10 protein-coding genes and 1 pseudogene are annotated in these 15,998 nt (G+C 41.5%); 4 read left to right on the top strand and 7 right to left on the bottom strand.

Annotated elements, in window-relative coordinates; genetic code table 11:
* Positions 1-549 precede the first annotated feature (549 nt).
* From V7L29_RS12820 to V7L29_RS12830, 3 genes are all read left to right on the top strand, one after another.
* The gene (locus V7L29_RS12820) at positions 550-1,029 is read left to right on the top strand and encodes a Mini-ribonuclease 3 (RefSeq protein WP_334689388.1); all 480 of its coding nucleotides are present in this window, start codon (positions 550-552) and stop codon (positions 1,027-1,029) included.
* Between the two features lie 93 nt (positions 1,030-1,122).
* Positions 1,123-2,280 (top strand): 23S rRNA (guanosine(2251)-2'-O)-methyltransferase RlmB, encoded by a 1,158-nt coding sequence (gene rlmB / locus V7L29_RS12825; protein WP_334689389.1) that lies wholly within the window; start codon positions 1,123-1,125, stop codon positions 2,278-2,280.
* Between the two features lie 87 nt (positions 2,281-2,367).
* Positions 2,368-2,676 (top strand): DUF1816 domain-containing protein, encoded by a 309-nt coding sequence (locus V7L29_RS12830; RefSeq protein WP_334689390.1) that lies wholly within the window; start codon positions 2,368-2,370, stop codon positions 2,674-2,676.
* Positions 2,677-2,891: 215 nt separating this feature from the next.
* Here the strand turns inward: V7L29_RS12830 and V7L29_RS12835 are convergent, their stop codons facing one another.
* The 5 genes and pseudogenes from V7L29_RS12835 to V7L29_RS12855 form a co-directional block, all read right to left on the bottom strand.
* Positions 2,892-3,755, bottom strand: a complete 864-nt coding sequence (locus V7L29_RS12835; RefSeq protein ID WP_334689391.1) for an alpha/beta fold hydrolase — start codon at positions 3,753-3,755, stop codon at positions 2,892-2,894.
* Positions 3,756-4,248: 493 nt separating this feature from the next.
* On the bottom strand, positions 4,249-5,208 hold the full coding sequence (gene truB / locus V7L29_RS12840; RefSeq protein ID WP_334735704.1) for a tRNA pseudouridine(55) synthase TruB: 960 nt from the start codon (positions 5,206-5,208) through the stop codon (positions 4,249-4,251).
* A gap of 351 nt (positions 5,209-5,559) precedes the next feature.
* Complete coding sequence (locus tag V7L29_RS12845) at positions 5,560-7,968, bottom strand: DUF4214 domain-containing protein (protein ID WP_334735705.1); 2,409 nt, start codon at positions 7,966-7,968, stop codon at positions 5,560-5,562.
* A gap of 399 nt (positions 7,969-8,367) precedes the next feature.
* Positions 8,368-10,155, bottom strand: coding sequence for an alpha/beta hydrolase (locus tag V7L29_RS12850; RefSeq protein WP_334735706.1), 1,788 nt, complete (start codon positions 10,153-10,155; stop codon positions 8,368-8,370).
* A 522-nt stretch (positions 10,156-10,677) separates the two neighbouring features.
* Positions 10,678-11,597 (bottom strand): annotated as a pseudogene (locus V7L29_RS12855) (DMT family transporter).
* A gap of 281 nt (positions 11,598-11,878) precedes the next feature.
* Here V7L29_RS12855 and V7L29_RS12860 point away from each other — a divergent pair.
* Positions 11,879-14,158: a cytochrome-c peroxidase gene (locus V7L29_RS12860; protein ID WP_334735707.1), complete on the top strand. Its 2,280-nt coding sequence runs from the start codon at positions 11,879-11,881 to the stop codon at positions 14,156-14,158.
* Positions 14,159-14,230: 72 nt separating this feature from the next.
* Here V7L29_RS12860 and V7L29_RS12865 read toward each other — a convergent pair whose 3' ends face one another.
* Positions 14,231-15,553, bottom strand: coding sequence for a serine hydrolase (locus tag V7L29_RS12865; protein ID WP_334735708.1), 1,323 nt, complete (start codon positions 15,551-15,553; stop codon positions 14,231-14,233).
* Between the two features lie 253 nt (positions 15,554-15,806).
* Positions 15,807-15,998, bottom strand: a 192-nt coding sequence (locus tag V7L29_RS12870; RefSeq protein ID WP_334735709.1) for a hypothetical protein, incomplete at its 5' end; no start/stop codon positions are given.

Genomic DNA, 15,998 nt, shown 5'->3' on the forward strand with positions numbered 1-15,998 from the left:
CTATCCAGATTCAACATCGGATAGCTTAATTTTTACAACTTCTGGCAGAAAACCTCTCTCCTTGTGGGAGAGGGAGAAAGCCAGTTAAGCTATTATCTTTAAAGTTGAGTAAGAATTAAAGATATAAACACCCCAATTCTTGGGTATGTAATTATTGACTAGAATATTCGGATAAACAATCAAGTCTGAAAAAGTTCTAAGAAATACAAAGCTAGCAAATTTGTTTATATGTAAACTTGACTTGATACTGTATAGTTAAAAATTGTCGCTTACTAAGTAAGCATGGCAATGTGATCAACTAAGAGGGTGAATTTGATGTGCAGATTTTACTATATCTTAGGCATAGACCACAAGAAGTAGACGAAATTCGGTTTACAGGCGTTGACATCAGGGTGATCTAAAATGCCAACTCTCAATCAAAAAGATGAAATTAGGAAGTAATTTTGATAGTATTGATTATGCTAAGTATACTATCATGGCATACTTCATAAAAATCAGTCTTTGCAAAGAATGCCTGCCAAATCTAGCCCGTCAAGGAATGATTTATTTGTGAAGTCACAGGAGGAAGAGCTATTAGATGGACAAGATGAAACTCCCAAACAGAGTTTATCTTGGACTCAAGCACTCTTGGCAACCACAGCCCCATTCCAACAGATTTCCTTCTTACAAGTGCAACAAATTTCTCCTAGTGCTTTAGCATATTTGGGGGATGCAATTTATGAGTTGTATGTTAGAATCTTTTATCTAATGCCATTGCAGCGGTCAGGAATTTACCATCGTCTGGTAGTGGAGCAGGTAAGAGCGGAAACACAAGCGCTACATTTGCGATCGCTGATTCCTTATCTCAGGGACACCGAATTAGAAATTGTCCGACGGGGCAGAAACGCCGCTACAGGACGCCCTAAGCGACTTAATCCCGAAATTTATCAACAGGCAACTAGTCTAGAAACTTTAATAGGCTACTTATATCTCACCGATTACCAACGTTTAACCGAACTGTTGCAAATACTTCATATAGAAAAAGAGTGAAAACTCAATTTCACAGTAGCCACAACACTAGATTAGGTTCAATAAATTCAGGTAATAGGGATGATCAACCATACGCTATAATCCATAACTCCAATGCAGAATAAACCGAGAAAAGTCAAGACTTCTAGCGAACCAAATCGAGGACAACCCGTAAAAATTAAAGGTAAGGGTGTTGTTACTAATCCAACTAGCAATCCTAGAAAAATAGATAGCAACCCCATTTCTGTTACTAATCCGACCCGCAATCCCAGGAAAATAGATAGCAACCCCATTTCTGTTGCTAATCCGACTCGCAACCCCAGGAAAATAGATAGCAACCCCATTTCTGTTGCTAATCCGACTCGCAACCCCATTTCTGTTGCTAATCCCACTCACAATCCCAGAAAAATAGATAGCAACCTCAATGGCAACTCGCGACAACGAAATAGCAACTTCTCCCAGCCGTCTGCATCTACACAATCGACAGAAGAAGAGAGTGATCTCATTTACGGTCGTCATCCAGTATTGAGTGCGTTGCAAAATCAGCGCAATCTTAACCGGATCTGGATTACTACCCGTCTGCGGTACGATCCCAGCTTTCACCATTTTCTCCTGCAAGCGAAGGAAAATGGCACAGTTATTGATGAAGTTGAACCCAAGCGCTTAGACCATCTCACCAACAAAGCCAATCACCAAGGTGTGGCGGCGCAAGTTGCTCCCTACGCCTACATCGAATTGCCGGATCTAATTGAACAGGCCAAATCTGTAACCGATGCCGTAATTGTAGTGGCTGACGGAATTACTGATCCCCACAACTTGGGAGCAATTATTCGCACTGCCGAAGCAATAGGCGCTCAAGGATTGGTGATTCCACAGAGAAGGGCATCTGGGATCACTTCCACTGTCATGAAAGTGGCAGCAGGTGCTTTAGAAAATTTTGCTGTAGCTAGAGTTGTCAACCTCAGCCGCGCCTTAGAAGAATTAAAAGAAGCTGGCTTTTGGATTTACGGCACTGCTGCAAGTGGCAGTGAACCTGTGCATACAGTCAATTTCACTGGCCCAATCGTTTTGGTAATCGGCTCAGAAGGTGAAGGTCTGAGTATGTTAACTCAACGTTCTTGTGATTTTTTAGTATCGATTCCTTTACAGGGTAAGACTTCCAGCCTGAATGCTTCTGTAGCAACGGGTATGGTGCTTTATGAGATTTATCGGCAGCGATCGCTAAATACGCTGCACTTAGATAAATTACAAAAATTTTCTTTGAAAAAATAATAGTAAAAGAGTATAAAGAAATGTAAAAGCTAATAAAGTAGCATATCGTTTAATACCCTGTAGCACGTTTATAAATCGGCGAAAATCATGAAAACCATTTGGCATAACCTCAAGGAAGTGTTGATTAACACATTCGACTACCTCGGCTTGGCTTGGTGGGTAGAGATTGTAACGCAGAATCCCCGCTGCACGTACTACTTCGGACCATTTCTGAGTTCTTCTGATGCCAGATTGTCAAGCATTGGATACATAGAAGATTTGGAAGTCGAGGGAGCGCAGGGAATTTCTGTGCATGTCAAGCGCTGCAAACCTAATACTTTAACAATCGCTGACGACTTGGGGGAAAAGATTGACCGCAAAGTACAGCCTGCCTTTGGCGGTCAAATTTTAAGTTAGGCCAGAGAATGAACACAATTCGGAGTTCGTAATACTCGCCATTCGCGTAGCGTCTCGTAGAGAAGGCGAGAAGCAAGCTACGTAATTAGTAATTTCGAGTTCTAATTACGAATTATTTGTTCAATAGTCAAAAACTCTGGGACTTTTGACTATTGACGGGGCGGTTGGTACACGCCTTTGAAAGTCTATATTGACTGTTCAAGAATCCCCCTGCTTTAGCCGTCGTGGGGAGTATCAATACCAATTACCTGCGGATGTTCTTCCAGCCAATGGTCAATATCATTTAGCACCTGCTGGGGAACTTCCCACGGGAAAAGATGGGCGGTGTTCGGATAGCACTGCCACTGAGAATTTTGCAGGTGTTGAGCAGTTTCTAAACTGGAATCAGATGTGATGTGGCGGTCTTGGTCACCTGCAAGAACTAAACTCGGACATTGTATTTGTTGCAAATCTAGAAGTCGGTTGTATCCTGATTGAATTGCACTATAGAGGGCGCGAGTAGCAGCAGGAGAGGTTTGCAAATAAGCTGGTACTGCAACGGTTGCGATGTAGTTGTAAGTGGTAGATGTATGTTGTTGGATTAGGTAGCGGAAAAGCGATCGCTTACCAAAGGTTTCAATATTCCATTGCCAACTTGGTTTTATATAGTTTAATAAGCCAGCAACACCAGTATATAAATTATCTTGCCAAGTGATAGGAGGATGACTGCCACGGGGTTTTGCGGCTGTCGCTACCAAAATCAGCCCTGTAATCCGCTCTGGCAAACGTAATGCCAGCTCCATTGCCAGAATACCCCCAAGTGACCATCCCAATACTAGGCACTTTTCAATCTCAAAGCGGTCTAGCAGCGCTTCTAAATCAGTTAAATGGTCATTCATATCAAAATTGCCATTCCAGCGGCTTTTGCCGTATCCACGTAAATCAGGGGCAAAAGTTTTATAGCGTTTTGATAAATGATTGGTGAAGACAGAAAGACTACGACCAGTACCAGGATGACCATGTAAGCCCAGAATGGGGAATCCTTGACCTTGGATGTAAACATTGAGACGTGCAGCAGTGGTAGGATGGCGATCGCTCATTACTGGTTGTTCTCCTGTCTAGCGATCGCTTGTATCATTGTCGTATTCGCTTCAGCCCTTTCTGCTTTCCGCTCTAAAATTGCCTCAATTCGATTTGGCCTTTCTGTCATAGTAGTTCGTTATATTATTTTTCTAATCGTGTCATACGGCTAGCTGCCAAGCATTGCAGTGTTCAATTACAGTTCAAGCTGCTACAGTATTCAGGTGTGAGGAAGTTTGATATCCAAAAAAGGGGAATTAATATCTAAAAGCCAATTTTCATCTACAAATCCTCGTGGCGGAACTTGCCCTTTCTCAATAGCTTTTAAATATTTGCCATTATGGTCATGTCTTATTCCCAGTTTTATTTGCTCTTGGCTAAAGGAAACTAGCAAATTACTTGTTGTTTGATATGTGATATCATAGTAAATCTACCATTTAAGTTACTGTTGATGATAATTTTACACATTGTGTCCAAATGTGTTCAAATTAAAACCTTCAACTTATCACAGTTTTAAGAAATCGGTTCATAAACCATTTGGGGAATCAACACTTTGTCTTGTAATTGCCCAATACCTAAAAAGCGAGTCTCTTGATCATAAACTCGAACTATTTCACGAACATCGAAAGTTAAAGAAATTCGCTGACCTTGACACCATTTTTGAGCAGTTGTTACTGGTAAAGTAACAGATGACAAATGCTGTAAAGCTGCATCAGGTACAGAAGGTTGAAATGTCTTGGCTTGCAGTTTAGTTTCTAACTCTGTCAAAGTGAGACTATCTGCTAAATCGAAACCACTGCTTTGGGTACGGATCAAAGCCGCAAGAGTTCCACCAGTTTTTAAGATTGTACCTAAGTCACGAGCGATCGCTCTAATATATGTACCAGAACCACAGGCGATCGCCACATCCAATTCCGGAAAATCTCCTTCTCTCCAGTCCAAAATATCTATCTGAAAAACTTCCACTGTTCGCACTGGAACTTCTACCGTTTTTCCTTGGCGTGCTAAGTCGTAGAGACGTTTACCATCCACTTGGATTGCACTGTAACTAGGTGGTATTTGCTCAATCTTGCCTTCAAATTGTGCCAGTGCAGTTTTCACCTCTGCTAAACTCAATCCAGCACAAGGTTGAGAAGTGATGATTTCACCTTGTAAATCATCGGTTGTAGTACGCACACCCAGCCGAATGGTGGCTTTGTAAGCTTTGTTTTCTGGCAGATATTGCAATAATCTTGTGGCTTTACCAAGCGCGATTGGTAACACCCCAGTAGCTGCTGGATCTAAAGTTCCTGCGTGTCCCACACGTTTGAGGCGCAACAATTTTCGCACCCGCGCTACGCAGTCGTGGGAAGTCCAGTCAAATGGTTTGTTTAAGTTGATAAAACCTTGAGATAACACAAAATTAATAATTACAGCTTCTAGATTCTCTAAAATACTCCTCAATTCAATGCTCAAAACATCAATATTCGGCATTTTATTCTTGATAAAGCATTAATTTATACGCATTAACCAGGCTCAAGATATGCTCTCAGCGCTTTACCGAATAATACACAAAGACCGCAGATAACGCCGAGGATTTTCCGCAAATATCACAATTAAGTTTAAATATATAAAACTGTAAGAATAGAGAAATATCAGAAAAAACTTCATAAAAGTGATTATATCGTTAGGCTGGGAATTACGCTTGGTCTTGGTTTTTGTGGTTGTATACCCAACTCAATAAAACGAGCATTCCTGAGAAAGAAAACCGCTGAAATGCTTATAGCCAAAAAAAGGACTAACCATAATAGATCAGTCCTTTCTTTTTTCAAACAAGAGTGATGATTAGGAGAATGTAAAGTCCGCAGCAGTCAGCGTCGGAGTAACGGCGGCGAGTTTAATCAGTAGATCACTTTGATTCAGAGTACCTACAGTGGCATCATTACCCAAGATATAGGTATCATTGTTATATGTGAAAGCACCAAATTTGCTAGCGCCGATTGCCGTAGCAGCACTTGCAAGTGCGGTGCTCAAGCTGTTTGCACTAGCGACGGCCGCTTGTACCGCCGACTGACTAATCAAACTACCGCTATTGAATACGCTTCCACTAAGTTCGATTTTATCTGTTCCTTGCGTGAAAGTATTAACGGTATCATAGGTATCGGTAGTACCACCCGTAAAGCTTCCTGCATTGGAACCTGCGATCGAGAAGACAAAGGTGTCAGTACCAGCACCACCTGTTAATGCGTCTTTACCAAGACCACCTACTAATCTATTAGTAGTACCACCAGCACCACCTGTTAAGACGTCATTACCATTACCACCTATTAATATGTTACTACCACCAGTACCACCACCACTAGCGGTTAAAGCCCCTTGGAAACCAGTAGCGTCAATGTTTACATTGATGGTGGGCGTTGCAATTGTGAGGGCGCTGTCACCCGTCACTTTAATCGGCACAGTACTAGTATTAGTAGTGCCTAGACCCGTGCCTAGTGTGATCGAATTACTAGCAGTTGTAGCATCCTTCTTCTTAGATGCTATGTTGAGTGTGGTAACACCAGTTAAGTTTAAAGCGCTGATTGTCGCAGTATCTTGAAGCACGATATTAGCAGCACCAGTCCCGGTGAGAGCGAATGTATTAGCTGTAGAACCTGCTAGACTAGACCCAGTACCGGCCAAGGTAAAAGTATTGCTTGCAGTCGCCCCAGTAACTGCGATATTACCTGCTGACGTTAGTGTGAATATATCGTTTGGAAAAGCAGTAACCTTACTGGCATCGACTGTTATACCAGTACCTGATAAGTTCAGTACTTCAAAATTTTTGACAGCGTTGATAGCTGTATATTGGGCGGTGGTGGGTTCAACAGTCAAACCCGTAAGTATTAATGTATCCGTTGTGCCTGCACCACCGTCAAGCTTATCGCTGGTGTCGAAGTTGGTTAATGCAGAGCTAAGAGTATCATTTCCGCTACCGCCCGTGAAGGTAGTATTTACAACACCAACTGCCACCTTAACACCGCCTGTGTTTGCGCTGGCATCAATCGTTGATACTGTCGTCGCGGTAGTAGCACCTAAATCTAGTGTGCCAGCACCAGTAATTTTCAGGGACGTTGTAGCCGTTGGTAGTGTTAATGTCTTAATAGAATTATTACCTAAACCATCAGCGGCAATGTTAAGGGTAGTGAGTGCAGCGTTGATACTGCCTGTGTTTAAATCAACCGTAGTGACTGTGGCATCCTTGATGGACAAGTTTGCACTAGTGGTCGTAGAACCAAAATCAGTCGTGAGCGACGTGATAGTCGTGGTAGGGGTAGCACCAGCGGTAAGGGGGGCACCTTCAACACCAAAGGTAATACCATTAAGTCCCTTGGCAGTAAAAGCGGCTAGGGTACTAGATAGACCTTTAATGGTAACTTGTTTAAGCCCTGTAGTTTTGCCAGTGAAGTCAATTGTGGCACCAGTAGTAGGAGTTACAAGTTCTACTTTTTCAACATTTAATAGAGTTGGGACAGCAGCAGTACCGTAAGCGCCAATGTATTGGAAGGTATCAGTGCCTGCACCACCATCTATCTTGTCAGTGGCTTGGATTTGATCTGTTGTTGATGTACCAGTGTTAGCGCCTGCGATCGTGTCATTATTCGCTGTACCTATTAAGTTGTCAAATAGGGAGGTTGTCAGAACACTGTTTGTACCGACTGTCCCTGCTGATATGTACTCATTGATCTTTGCATCAACCGCCGTATTACCTGCTGTAACTGAGTCTGAGGTAGAGGTAATCGTATTGAGGATAGTTGTTGAATCTGCAAGTATCTCCTCCGTGGGGTAGATATTACCACTACTGAGCAGTCCATTGAGAAACCGTAGGCCAACGGCTTCCTTATTTTGCAAAGCTAGTTTATCAACAGACGAAGCACTTTGGATCAGTGTGAGGATAAAGGTCGGAACTTGACCCGAGCCTTGAGTGTTCAACAGATTAACCCAATACGCCAATCCATCGGCATCTGGCGCCCGACCGAAAGCATTGTTGTAGATTGAGGTGACGAATGCAGTCGGATCGGCGAGATTAGGGAAAGCCAGGTACTGATATTTCGTTGTAGACTCTGATGCACTACCAAAACTAGTGGCTATGGTCTCGAGCGATACATTCGCTTTGGCTTGGCCTAACCAATAATTCAGACCAGTCGGATCAGGGGCACGACCGAAGTAAGTTACATAAAGGCCTGTAATTGAATTCTTGTCTGCTGTAGTCATAATTCTATTTCACATTAATGTCGAGACTATTTTAAGTTTGAGCTGTATTCACTTTTTGAATTAGCTAGTGGATAGTTTGACAAATCAAAGCATAAAATCATCTAGTGCTTATACTGAAGTATTTTGATAGCAATTCTATACAATTAAGTAGTTCTACGGTTGATTTGAGATAATTAGGTAGTTTTACAATTTATTCAATAAAATTGAGTTTTTTTGTTTTTCACAAACTGAATTGCTATGCCTTTTTTATACCTTAGTTGAAAAGGTGCGTCTCTGATCACAGTGGAAGCAGCAGCCCCCTAATTAGGTTAATAAAAAGACCTCTCCCTGGTTTGACTACGCAAAACTTGTCCCTCTCTGAGCCAGAGAGGGACAGACTTGAATTTTTAAATGTGATTATTAAATAAAAATCGTCACATGCAGCATTGCAACGCCGACATCCAACATCCAAAATCCAAAGCTGAGTATGGAGTTAGGGGCTTTTTTTTGAAAGTATTGAGTTTTGTGACGATCGCTACCAAGTGCTTGTGCTAATTCGGTTTTACTCAGCGACTGAACGAGACTCAATCCAAGAGACTTACTAGAAATGCTTTGGGTGTAGGCGGCGTTGAGGTAAGAGACGTATTTTGGTCTTCTCGCGACGTAAGTTTGGAAGAAAGGCAAACTCAAAACATTCATATAACGACGCGCTTGAGAAGCGTCACCAATCATATCCGCAGGTAATGCTACTTGTTGATTTGCAGGGTTACCGTTGCCAATGGTGGAAAAGTGGGTGCCACCTACAAGCATGACGAGATACTTTTGTGAATTTGCAAACCAGGAGAAAGGTAAAATTTGTTCAGATAGAGCTGGTGCAACTGTATCATCACTACTGCTGACGATCATCACTGGAGTTTTAATTTGACTTAAGCCAGCTTTGCCGAAAATAGAACTAGTAATGGGATTAACTGCGATCGCAGCTTTCACTCTCTCATCTTGCAGATTATAATCCTTGCCAGACTTGTTGATGTTCAATTCCAAAGCCCGACACTGGAGTAGTAAAGACATGTTCCAGGTATTTTGCAGTGTTGCTGGTTGACAGTCTTGTTTTAGCTGGTCAAAGTTGATTTTAGCACCTGCCAGGGCTAAGGCTGTGTAGCCTCCCAAAGATTGACCAAATACTCCAACTTCTTGCAGATTTAACCGACCTTTAAATCGTGAATCAGATTGGTTACCTTTTTCCAATTGATTCAGTATATATGTTACATCCAAAGGACGGTCTTTAAATTCACTGGGTTCTGCTACATCATTGGCGCGTCCATTCAACAGAGAATGTAATTGTTTAGCATCACTACCAGGATGATTGGGAACGACGACGGCAAATCCGTAGGAAGCTAGGTGAGTGGCTAAATATTGAAAGTTGCTGCTGTCTAAACCCAAGCCGTGAGAAATTACAATTACAGGTGCAGCATTCTGAATATTAGGAATATAAACATCAGTTAATAAAAGCCGATTGCGTGTTGAGTCGAAAAACTTTAAGGTGTATTTTTGCGACTTCAACTTTCCCGGAATCTGTAAATCGGGCAATTGTGATAAATTTGGTTGTTTGATGGTAGCAGCTTCTATCTTAGACTTTTGGGAAACTGCTGCGATCGCCCGATGGGTTTTATTAACAAGTTTCTCTAATTGTGTAGCTATTTCCAAAGTCTGCACTACATCAAGGTTAATCCTGTTGGTGGGATATTTACGCAACACATTCAAAAGTGTCAAGCCTCCCGATTCAGCAGAGGCTAAAATTACCGCCGAACGCAAAGTATGAAATTCTGGTTCTGGCTGACGAGATTGGGTTTTAATCACTTGCGCCAACCGATGCAGCAAAAATTCTCCTTGCGGTGTGTAGAGAAATTGCGAAAGTACTACCGGACTAACTTTCACACGATTGAGTAAAATCTGCCGTAATTTTTGAAGCTGTTGTAGAGGCAGATATTGCTGATACGCTGCAAAATCACCGTCAATTAGATCTGTTTTGGCGTAGTTTTCTAAAGTCGTGACTGAAATGGAAAGCTCTAAAGCTGAATAAGATGCATAAATCCGCTCTGCTGCTAAAACAGAATTACTAATTCCAAATGTTGGCAGCAGTGTTGAAAGAACCAGCAATAAAAAATTTTTTCTCAGGGTGCTGGCCCAATTACCAAACAAACTATTCATCGCTCAACTATTTCGGTAGTCTGGTTTGATCAGGTGTTGGCTTTGGTAGTTATTCGGGCGCCCTGCTTGGTTTACTTAAAGTTCTTAGCCTCAATTTTATCAAAACAGAATTTAGGAGTCAGGAGTTAGAATTCAGCCATGAATTCTGTATGACTTGCGAATGTAGCTTGCTTAAGATAATGGGTATAAATTGGTTTAAAATCCCTATCAAATCATATATTTGATGGTCAAAATGAAAGTAGTGGATACCAATCCCCCAGTCATAGATTCTGACTCCTGAATTTTGATTTCTGAATTCTTATTCAAGGATTTTTTTGGCTATAAGGTGAACAATTAAATGCTACAGAGTCACACAGATGGGTAAACTATCCATCTTACAAGAGTCTGACTCCAGTAGTTTGCCTTCACTATTAAATCATAACAAATAAAAAATCCTCTGCCTCAGTATTTATGTTGTAGCTTTGAACATAGCACGAATTTACTAGATAAAAAAAACAGTAAAAATCCGGAAACTCATTCCCATTAATCAGCCTTTGTCAAGGCGATCGCTACTGAACCTGTGACTACTGAACCCGCTCCTAATATTGCGATGAAAGTAAAGTTTTCTTGTGGTGTCAAATAAGGTGCAATAACTGATACAACTACAACTGATATTAATGTCACAATCGGAGCTAAAGCTAATACTGCACTCACTCGGGATGCTTCCCAATGTTCTAATGATTCGGCAAAAGCATCGTAAGCGACTAAAGTGTTTAAAGCACAAAAAACCAACATTCCTAAATGGAAATTATCAAGTATAAAAAGTGATTTTACTCTGGCTAGAGGAGTGAATAATAAAGCACAGCCCCCGTAAATAATCAGCATGATGTTAGGGGAAGAGAAAGATTATAATAACTGCTTTTGTACCAAAGCGTAAATAGCCCATGCTGCTCCTAGCACAATCAAAACACTATCTAGTATATGTGTGCCATATGCGGTAATTAAATTCGTTAGTTGTTCACGAAAAAATAAAAGATAACTGCAAGTCATTATACTTATACCAATCCATTGATACAGCCGATAACGTTCTTTAAAAATCATTAACCCCCCTAAACCTAATAAAAGGGTAGATAATTGAATGAGAACTTCAGCGTTAGCAGGTGATGTTAGTGCTAAACCTTGCATGAACAGAAAGTAATTAATCCCTAAAAAGAGTGTAGCAATTGCTAATAATTTCCAATAAGCAAAATGCAATTGTTTTAATTTGGTAATTTACCACGTATTCCTAAATACATAGCAACTAGTAAAAAAGATACCAAAAATCGAAATCAAATGACAGTATAGATATCAAGTGCTTGCAGAATTACTGTCAGAGCAATCGATAAAATTCCTCACAAGAAGACTGTCAATAACGATAACGCAAGCCCTAAGCGCCACCGACCAGAACTTTGATGTAGTGACATTTAAATATCCTACTCAAAGTAGGGATGATAATAAGCTAAAATATATCTTATTTGCATATATACATTTTATCAAACTCTTGTTGAGAAAGGATGTTAGCAGCCTAGTTAATGCAAGTTAAATATAGAATAGCTTACCGACCCTACTCAATTTCTTGGTAGTCATATGGCGTTTTTTGTTCACATAAAATTCGTAAATTGCGTAACTCCTTTACATGAATATTAAATTTTAAACTTATTCACAGATGTATAATTTTTTCGGTGTTACTTGATGATAAAAAACTATGGGGATTATACCCATGATAGGCTTAGTAGTGTTTATTACTGGCTTATCAATTTACTTGCTACTGACCTTAAAAGGTCGATTTTTGCTGAAATCTTTGGTGACAAAAATAAAGCGCCAAGGGTGGAGATTCAAAGATGGTAAGATTAACTACCTAAGATCAAGATTTTCAAAGACTATAACAATTGCTGCGATTATTCTGGCAGCAGTAATAGCTGGAAATAGTGTATCAGCCCAGGTTACGTCGCCTCTAGCTTCGCTCAAGAGCATATCGGTTCCAGAGCCTGACAATCTTGGAGACTTTGTACAAAACAAAGTAGCCGCGATCAAGTTAGGAAAAACTCTTTTTTGGGATATACAGGTTGGGAGCGACGGACTGACCTCCTGTGCTAGTTGTCACTTCCATGCTGGAGCTGACAATAGATCCAAAAATCAGATTTCTCCTGGGCTTTTGCGGGTTAACGCTGATCGGACACCAAATCCGGATACAGTTTTTGATGTCGGTGGCGCGCCAAACTACCAGCTCAAGCCAGAAGATTTTCCCTTCCACAAGCTGTCAAACCCAAATGATCCCAAGACGGTTGTATCTGACCGTAACGATGTCAGTTCCTCTCAGGGAGTCTCGAATACGAAGTTTGTTGATGTAAAACCTGGTAGCGCGGAAGACGAAGCAAAAACCGAGCCAGATAAGGTGTTTAACGTGCGAGGTACGAATGTGCGCCGCGTCCAGGCGCGTAACACGCCAACCGTAATTAATGCAGTATTCAACTTCCGCAACTTCTGGGATGGAAGGGCACAGCGTATCTTTAATGGGGTGAATCCCTTCGGTTTAAGAGACCCTAACGCCTCTGTGGTAAAAGCAGAAAACCCAAATCAGCTCAAATTTGTCAAAATCAGCTTGAATAATTCGTCTTTGGCTTCCCAGGCGCTCGGCCCACCACTCAGTTCCTTCGAGTCGTCTGCTGATGGTCGTACGTTTCAAGAAATTGGTGATAAATTCGGGCGAATTGACAACAGAAGATCTAGCAGCGGACTGCTGCAAGATGATATTCAGGTCGGCTCACTACTCGATTCCATTGGACAAATTGGTAATAACATTGAACAAATTGGTGATCAGCTCGGGGAAGTTGACAACATAAAATCTATCAACGGACTGGTGCAAAATATTCTGTCAATTAGCGGTACAAAGCTCCCTCGAGTACTGGGGCAAAAGTTAACTAGCCTCAGACCGCTAGGCAAACAGGTTGTGCATCCACAAGACAGCGTTTTAGGTGCAGACAGTAGATCGCCTCTACCCGGACTGAAGGATAGAACCTACGAGCAGCTGGTTAAAGATGCCTTTAAACCGGAGTGGTGGAAGTCTAATCGACTCATCCAAGTTGATGCTCAAGGTAGACGGACTTTTGTCAATAGTCCTGATAACTCTTCCCAAACCGATGAGTACACGCTGTTAGAGTATAACTTCTCGCTATTCTTTGGGCTTGCAATTCAGTTGTACGAGTCTACACTTATTGCCAATGATACGCCCTTTGATCGCTTCTTGCAAGGAAACACCACAGCCCTAACCAAGCAGCAGCAACTAGGTAAACAACTGTTTGAGGGGAAAGGTCTGTGTATTGGTTGTCACGTTGGAGCAGAATTAACAGCTGCTTCAGTGAGCAACGTGGCTAAAGAGGGACGAATCAAACGTGCGCCGGTTGGTGCAAGATCCCCTGAGGACAATGGCTTCTTCAATATTGGCGTCAGACCTGTTACGGACGATCTAGGTTTGGGTGGTAATGACCCTGTGCAGAATAATCCGCTTTCAGAGGCACGATTGGCTCAGTCAGGGAAATTTCAGGCTCTCCTCGGCGAAAACCCCCCCATTCTCAATCCACCGTTAAATCCTAGTGAAACCGTGTTTGCAGACGGAGCCTTCAAAGCGCCTGGACTTCGCAATGTGGAACTCACTGCTCCCTACTTTCACAATGGAGGTCAGGCGACTTTAGAGCAAGTGGTTGATTTTTACAATCGGGGTGGTGACTTTGGAGTTCTTCCGCCGCTGAATCTCTCCCCAGAAGAAAAACAGCAATTGGTCGCCTTTTTAAAGGGACTGACTGATGACCGAGTTAGGTACGAGAAAGCGCCTTTTGATCATCCGCAACTTTTCGTGCCCAATGGACATCCGGGGAACCAGAACTTCGTTACCGACGATGGTACGGGCAAAGCTACAGATAGTCTACTGGAAATTCCTGCTGTTGGTAGGAATGGCGGTAGTGCTATCCGAAATTTCTTGAATTAATAACATTTCACGAAATACCTGATACCGATAGAAATGTAGGGGCGTACAGCTAGCTGTACGCCCCTACATTTATTAACGAGTGCGTAGGCGTAGCCCGCCGGAGGCATCGCCAAGTATCGGTTCTATATTGCTAACTTTGGTATTGTCTAGGTAATTATAGACTCTTCTCGAAACTTCACGGACAAAATCTCCAGCTTTGGGATCGTAGTTTGGTCTTTGCACTAAAACCCCTGCTAAATAGCTTTTGCCGTTAGGCATTTGAATAAGACCCGCATCACCAATGATAAATCTCAATGTACCAGTTTTATGTGCGATCGTAGCTCCTTGACCAATACCAGCTGGTAGTAAACTATTAGTTTTGACATGGCGCATAATGCCTAAAACTTGATTGCGGCTAGTTGGAGATAACAAACGATTATTAAAAACTAACGCCGTCAATCTGACTAAATCTTTAGAACTAGTTGTATTTGTGCCAGCGATGTCTGGAAGTAGATTCCGAAGTGCTGTATTTTGCAATCCCCAGCTGCGAAAACGTTGACTAACTTTTGCTGCACCACCCAAGCGATCAAGAATCAGATTTGTGGCGGTATTATCGCTGATTGTCATCATCAAGGTAGCAGTTTCTAGGACGCTAAATTTAGTGCCAATGGGTTTGTATTGCATAATTCCAGATTCGCCAACCTTTAAATCGCGCCGCATCACTAATTTATCGGTGAGTTTAATTCTACCTGCGTCTATTTCTTGGAAAAGAGCCACTAATAAGGGAAACTTGATTGTACTGGCAGCAGCAAATCTTTTTTCGCCATTAATATCTATATAGTTACCTGTAGCTAAATCTAAGAAAAATATTCCCGGATTCAATGTTTTATAACTTGCTAACAAACTGCGAATTTGAGAAGTGATATCAACCATCTCTTGACCAAGATTTACAACTCCAGCAAATGTTGATGCATCTGTAGATTTGATGGCGATATCTTCTCGATTTTCCCCCACAATGGGATTGTTTTGGTGGTCAAATGAATTGAATTTGAAAATCCAATGAGAACGAGAATCTCCTTTAATTGATATATTTTGGGAATGAACATCATAACCAGGAGCTAATTCTACGACAAAACGAGTGGTTTGAGAGTCTGGTTTGCCGAGGCGAATTTCTCTCACCGCATTCCCCAAACTTTGTTTGACACTATCAGAATTAAAATTAGTTCCAGGTAAGTCAATTACCAATCGGCTAGGATTATTTAATAAAAAAGCTTTTGGTTCTATTCCCGAAGTGGTAGTTAGGTCTAATTGATTTTGGTTAGAATCATAGTACCAAGACTGTAATTGTGACGCTTTAGCTTGTCCTGCAACTAGAACCAAACTGCTTAAAGCAATCGCTAGTAGATGTGATTTCATGTTGTGATTGTGGGTGTGCAAGTAAGAAGGAACTAATCAGGTTTACTTAGATTTTTTTCTGATGATTGTGCTGAACTTCCGGGGAAAAAGTGAGAAATCCCGTTGAGTTATTTTTTGAGATGATATTTGGGATTAGATAAGCACCAGAAATCATCATTACTTATTAAAAGTAAATCGCTGATAGTTTTATTTGTGGTGTGAGTTGACAACAACAGAAATTGTTAATCTAGCGGAAGGACGAGCGAAGGATTAATTATGTTTCCAACTTAGGGATTATCAATAAATTATCCAATATTGTGGGATGGGCATTTCGCCCGTACATAAACAAGGGCGGACAAGATGTCCACACCACAATACTTACAGGAGTCATTTTTTTTTGAATTGGGCAGCAGAGCATCTGGGCATAAGAAAAACTTTTTCCTATTCCCCACTCTTTACTAGCAGA

The sequence above is a fragment of the Nostoc sp. genome, assembly GCF_036916575.1.
In the GTDB taxonomy this organism is placed as follows: Bacteria; Cyanobacteriota; Cyanobacteriia; order Cyanobacteriales; family Nostocaceae; genus Nostoc.

What these genes read in the sequence shown, in the direction of transcription:
- V7L29_RS12835 (WP_334689391.1), bottom strand. Translation starts at nt 3,755, where the DNA reads ATGAGCGATCGCCATCCTACCACTGCTGCACGTCTCAATGTTTACATC.
- V7L29_RS12850 (WP_334735706.1), bottom strand. Translation starts at nt 10,155, where the DNA reads ATGAATAGTTTGTTTGGTAATTGGGCCAGCACCCTGAGAAAAAATTTT.
- rlmB (WP_334689389.1), top strand. Translation starts at nt 1,123, where the DNA reads ATGCAGAATAAACCGAGAAAAGTCAAGACTTCTAGCGAACCAAATCGA.
- V7L29_RS12845 (WP_334735705.1), bottom strand. Translation starts at nt 7,968, where the DNA reads ATGACTACAGCAGACAAGAATTCAATTACAGGCCTTTATGTAACTTAC.
- V7L29_RS12865 (WP_334735708.1), bottom strand. Translation starts at nt 15,553, where the DNA reads ATGAAATCACATCTACTAGCGATTGCTTTAAGCAGTTTGGTTCTAGTT.
- V7L29_RS12830 (WP_334689390.1), top strand. Translation starts at nt 2,368, where the DNA reads ATGAAAACCATTTGGCATAACCTCAAGGAAGTGTTGATTAACACATTC.
- truB (WP_334735704.1), bottom strand. Translation starts at nt 5,208, where the DNA reads ATGCCGAATATTGATGTTTTGAGCATTGAATTGAGGAGTATTTTAGAG.
- V7L29_RS12860 (WP_334735707.1), top strand. Translation starts at nt 11,879, where the DNA reads ATGGGGATTATACCCATGATAGGCTTAGTAGTGTTTATTACTGGCTTA.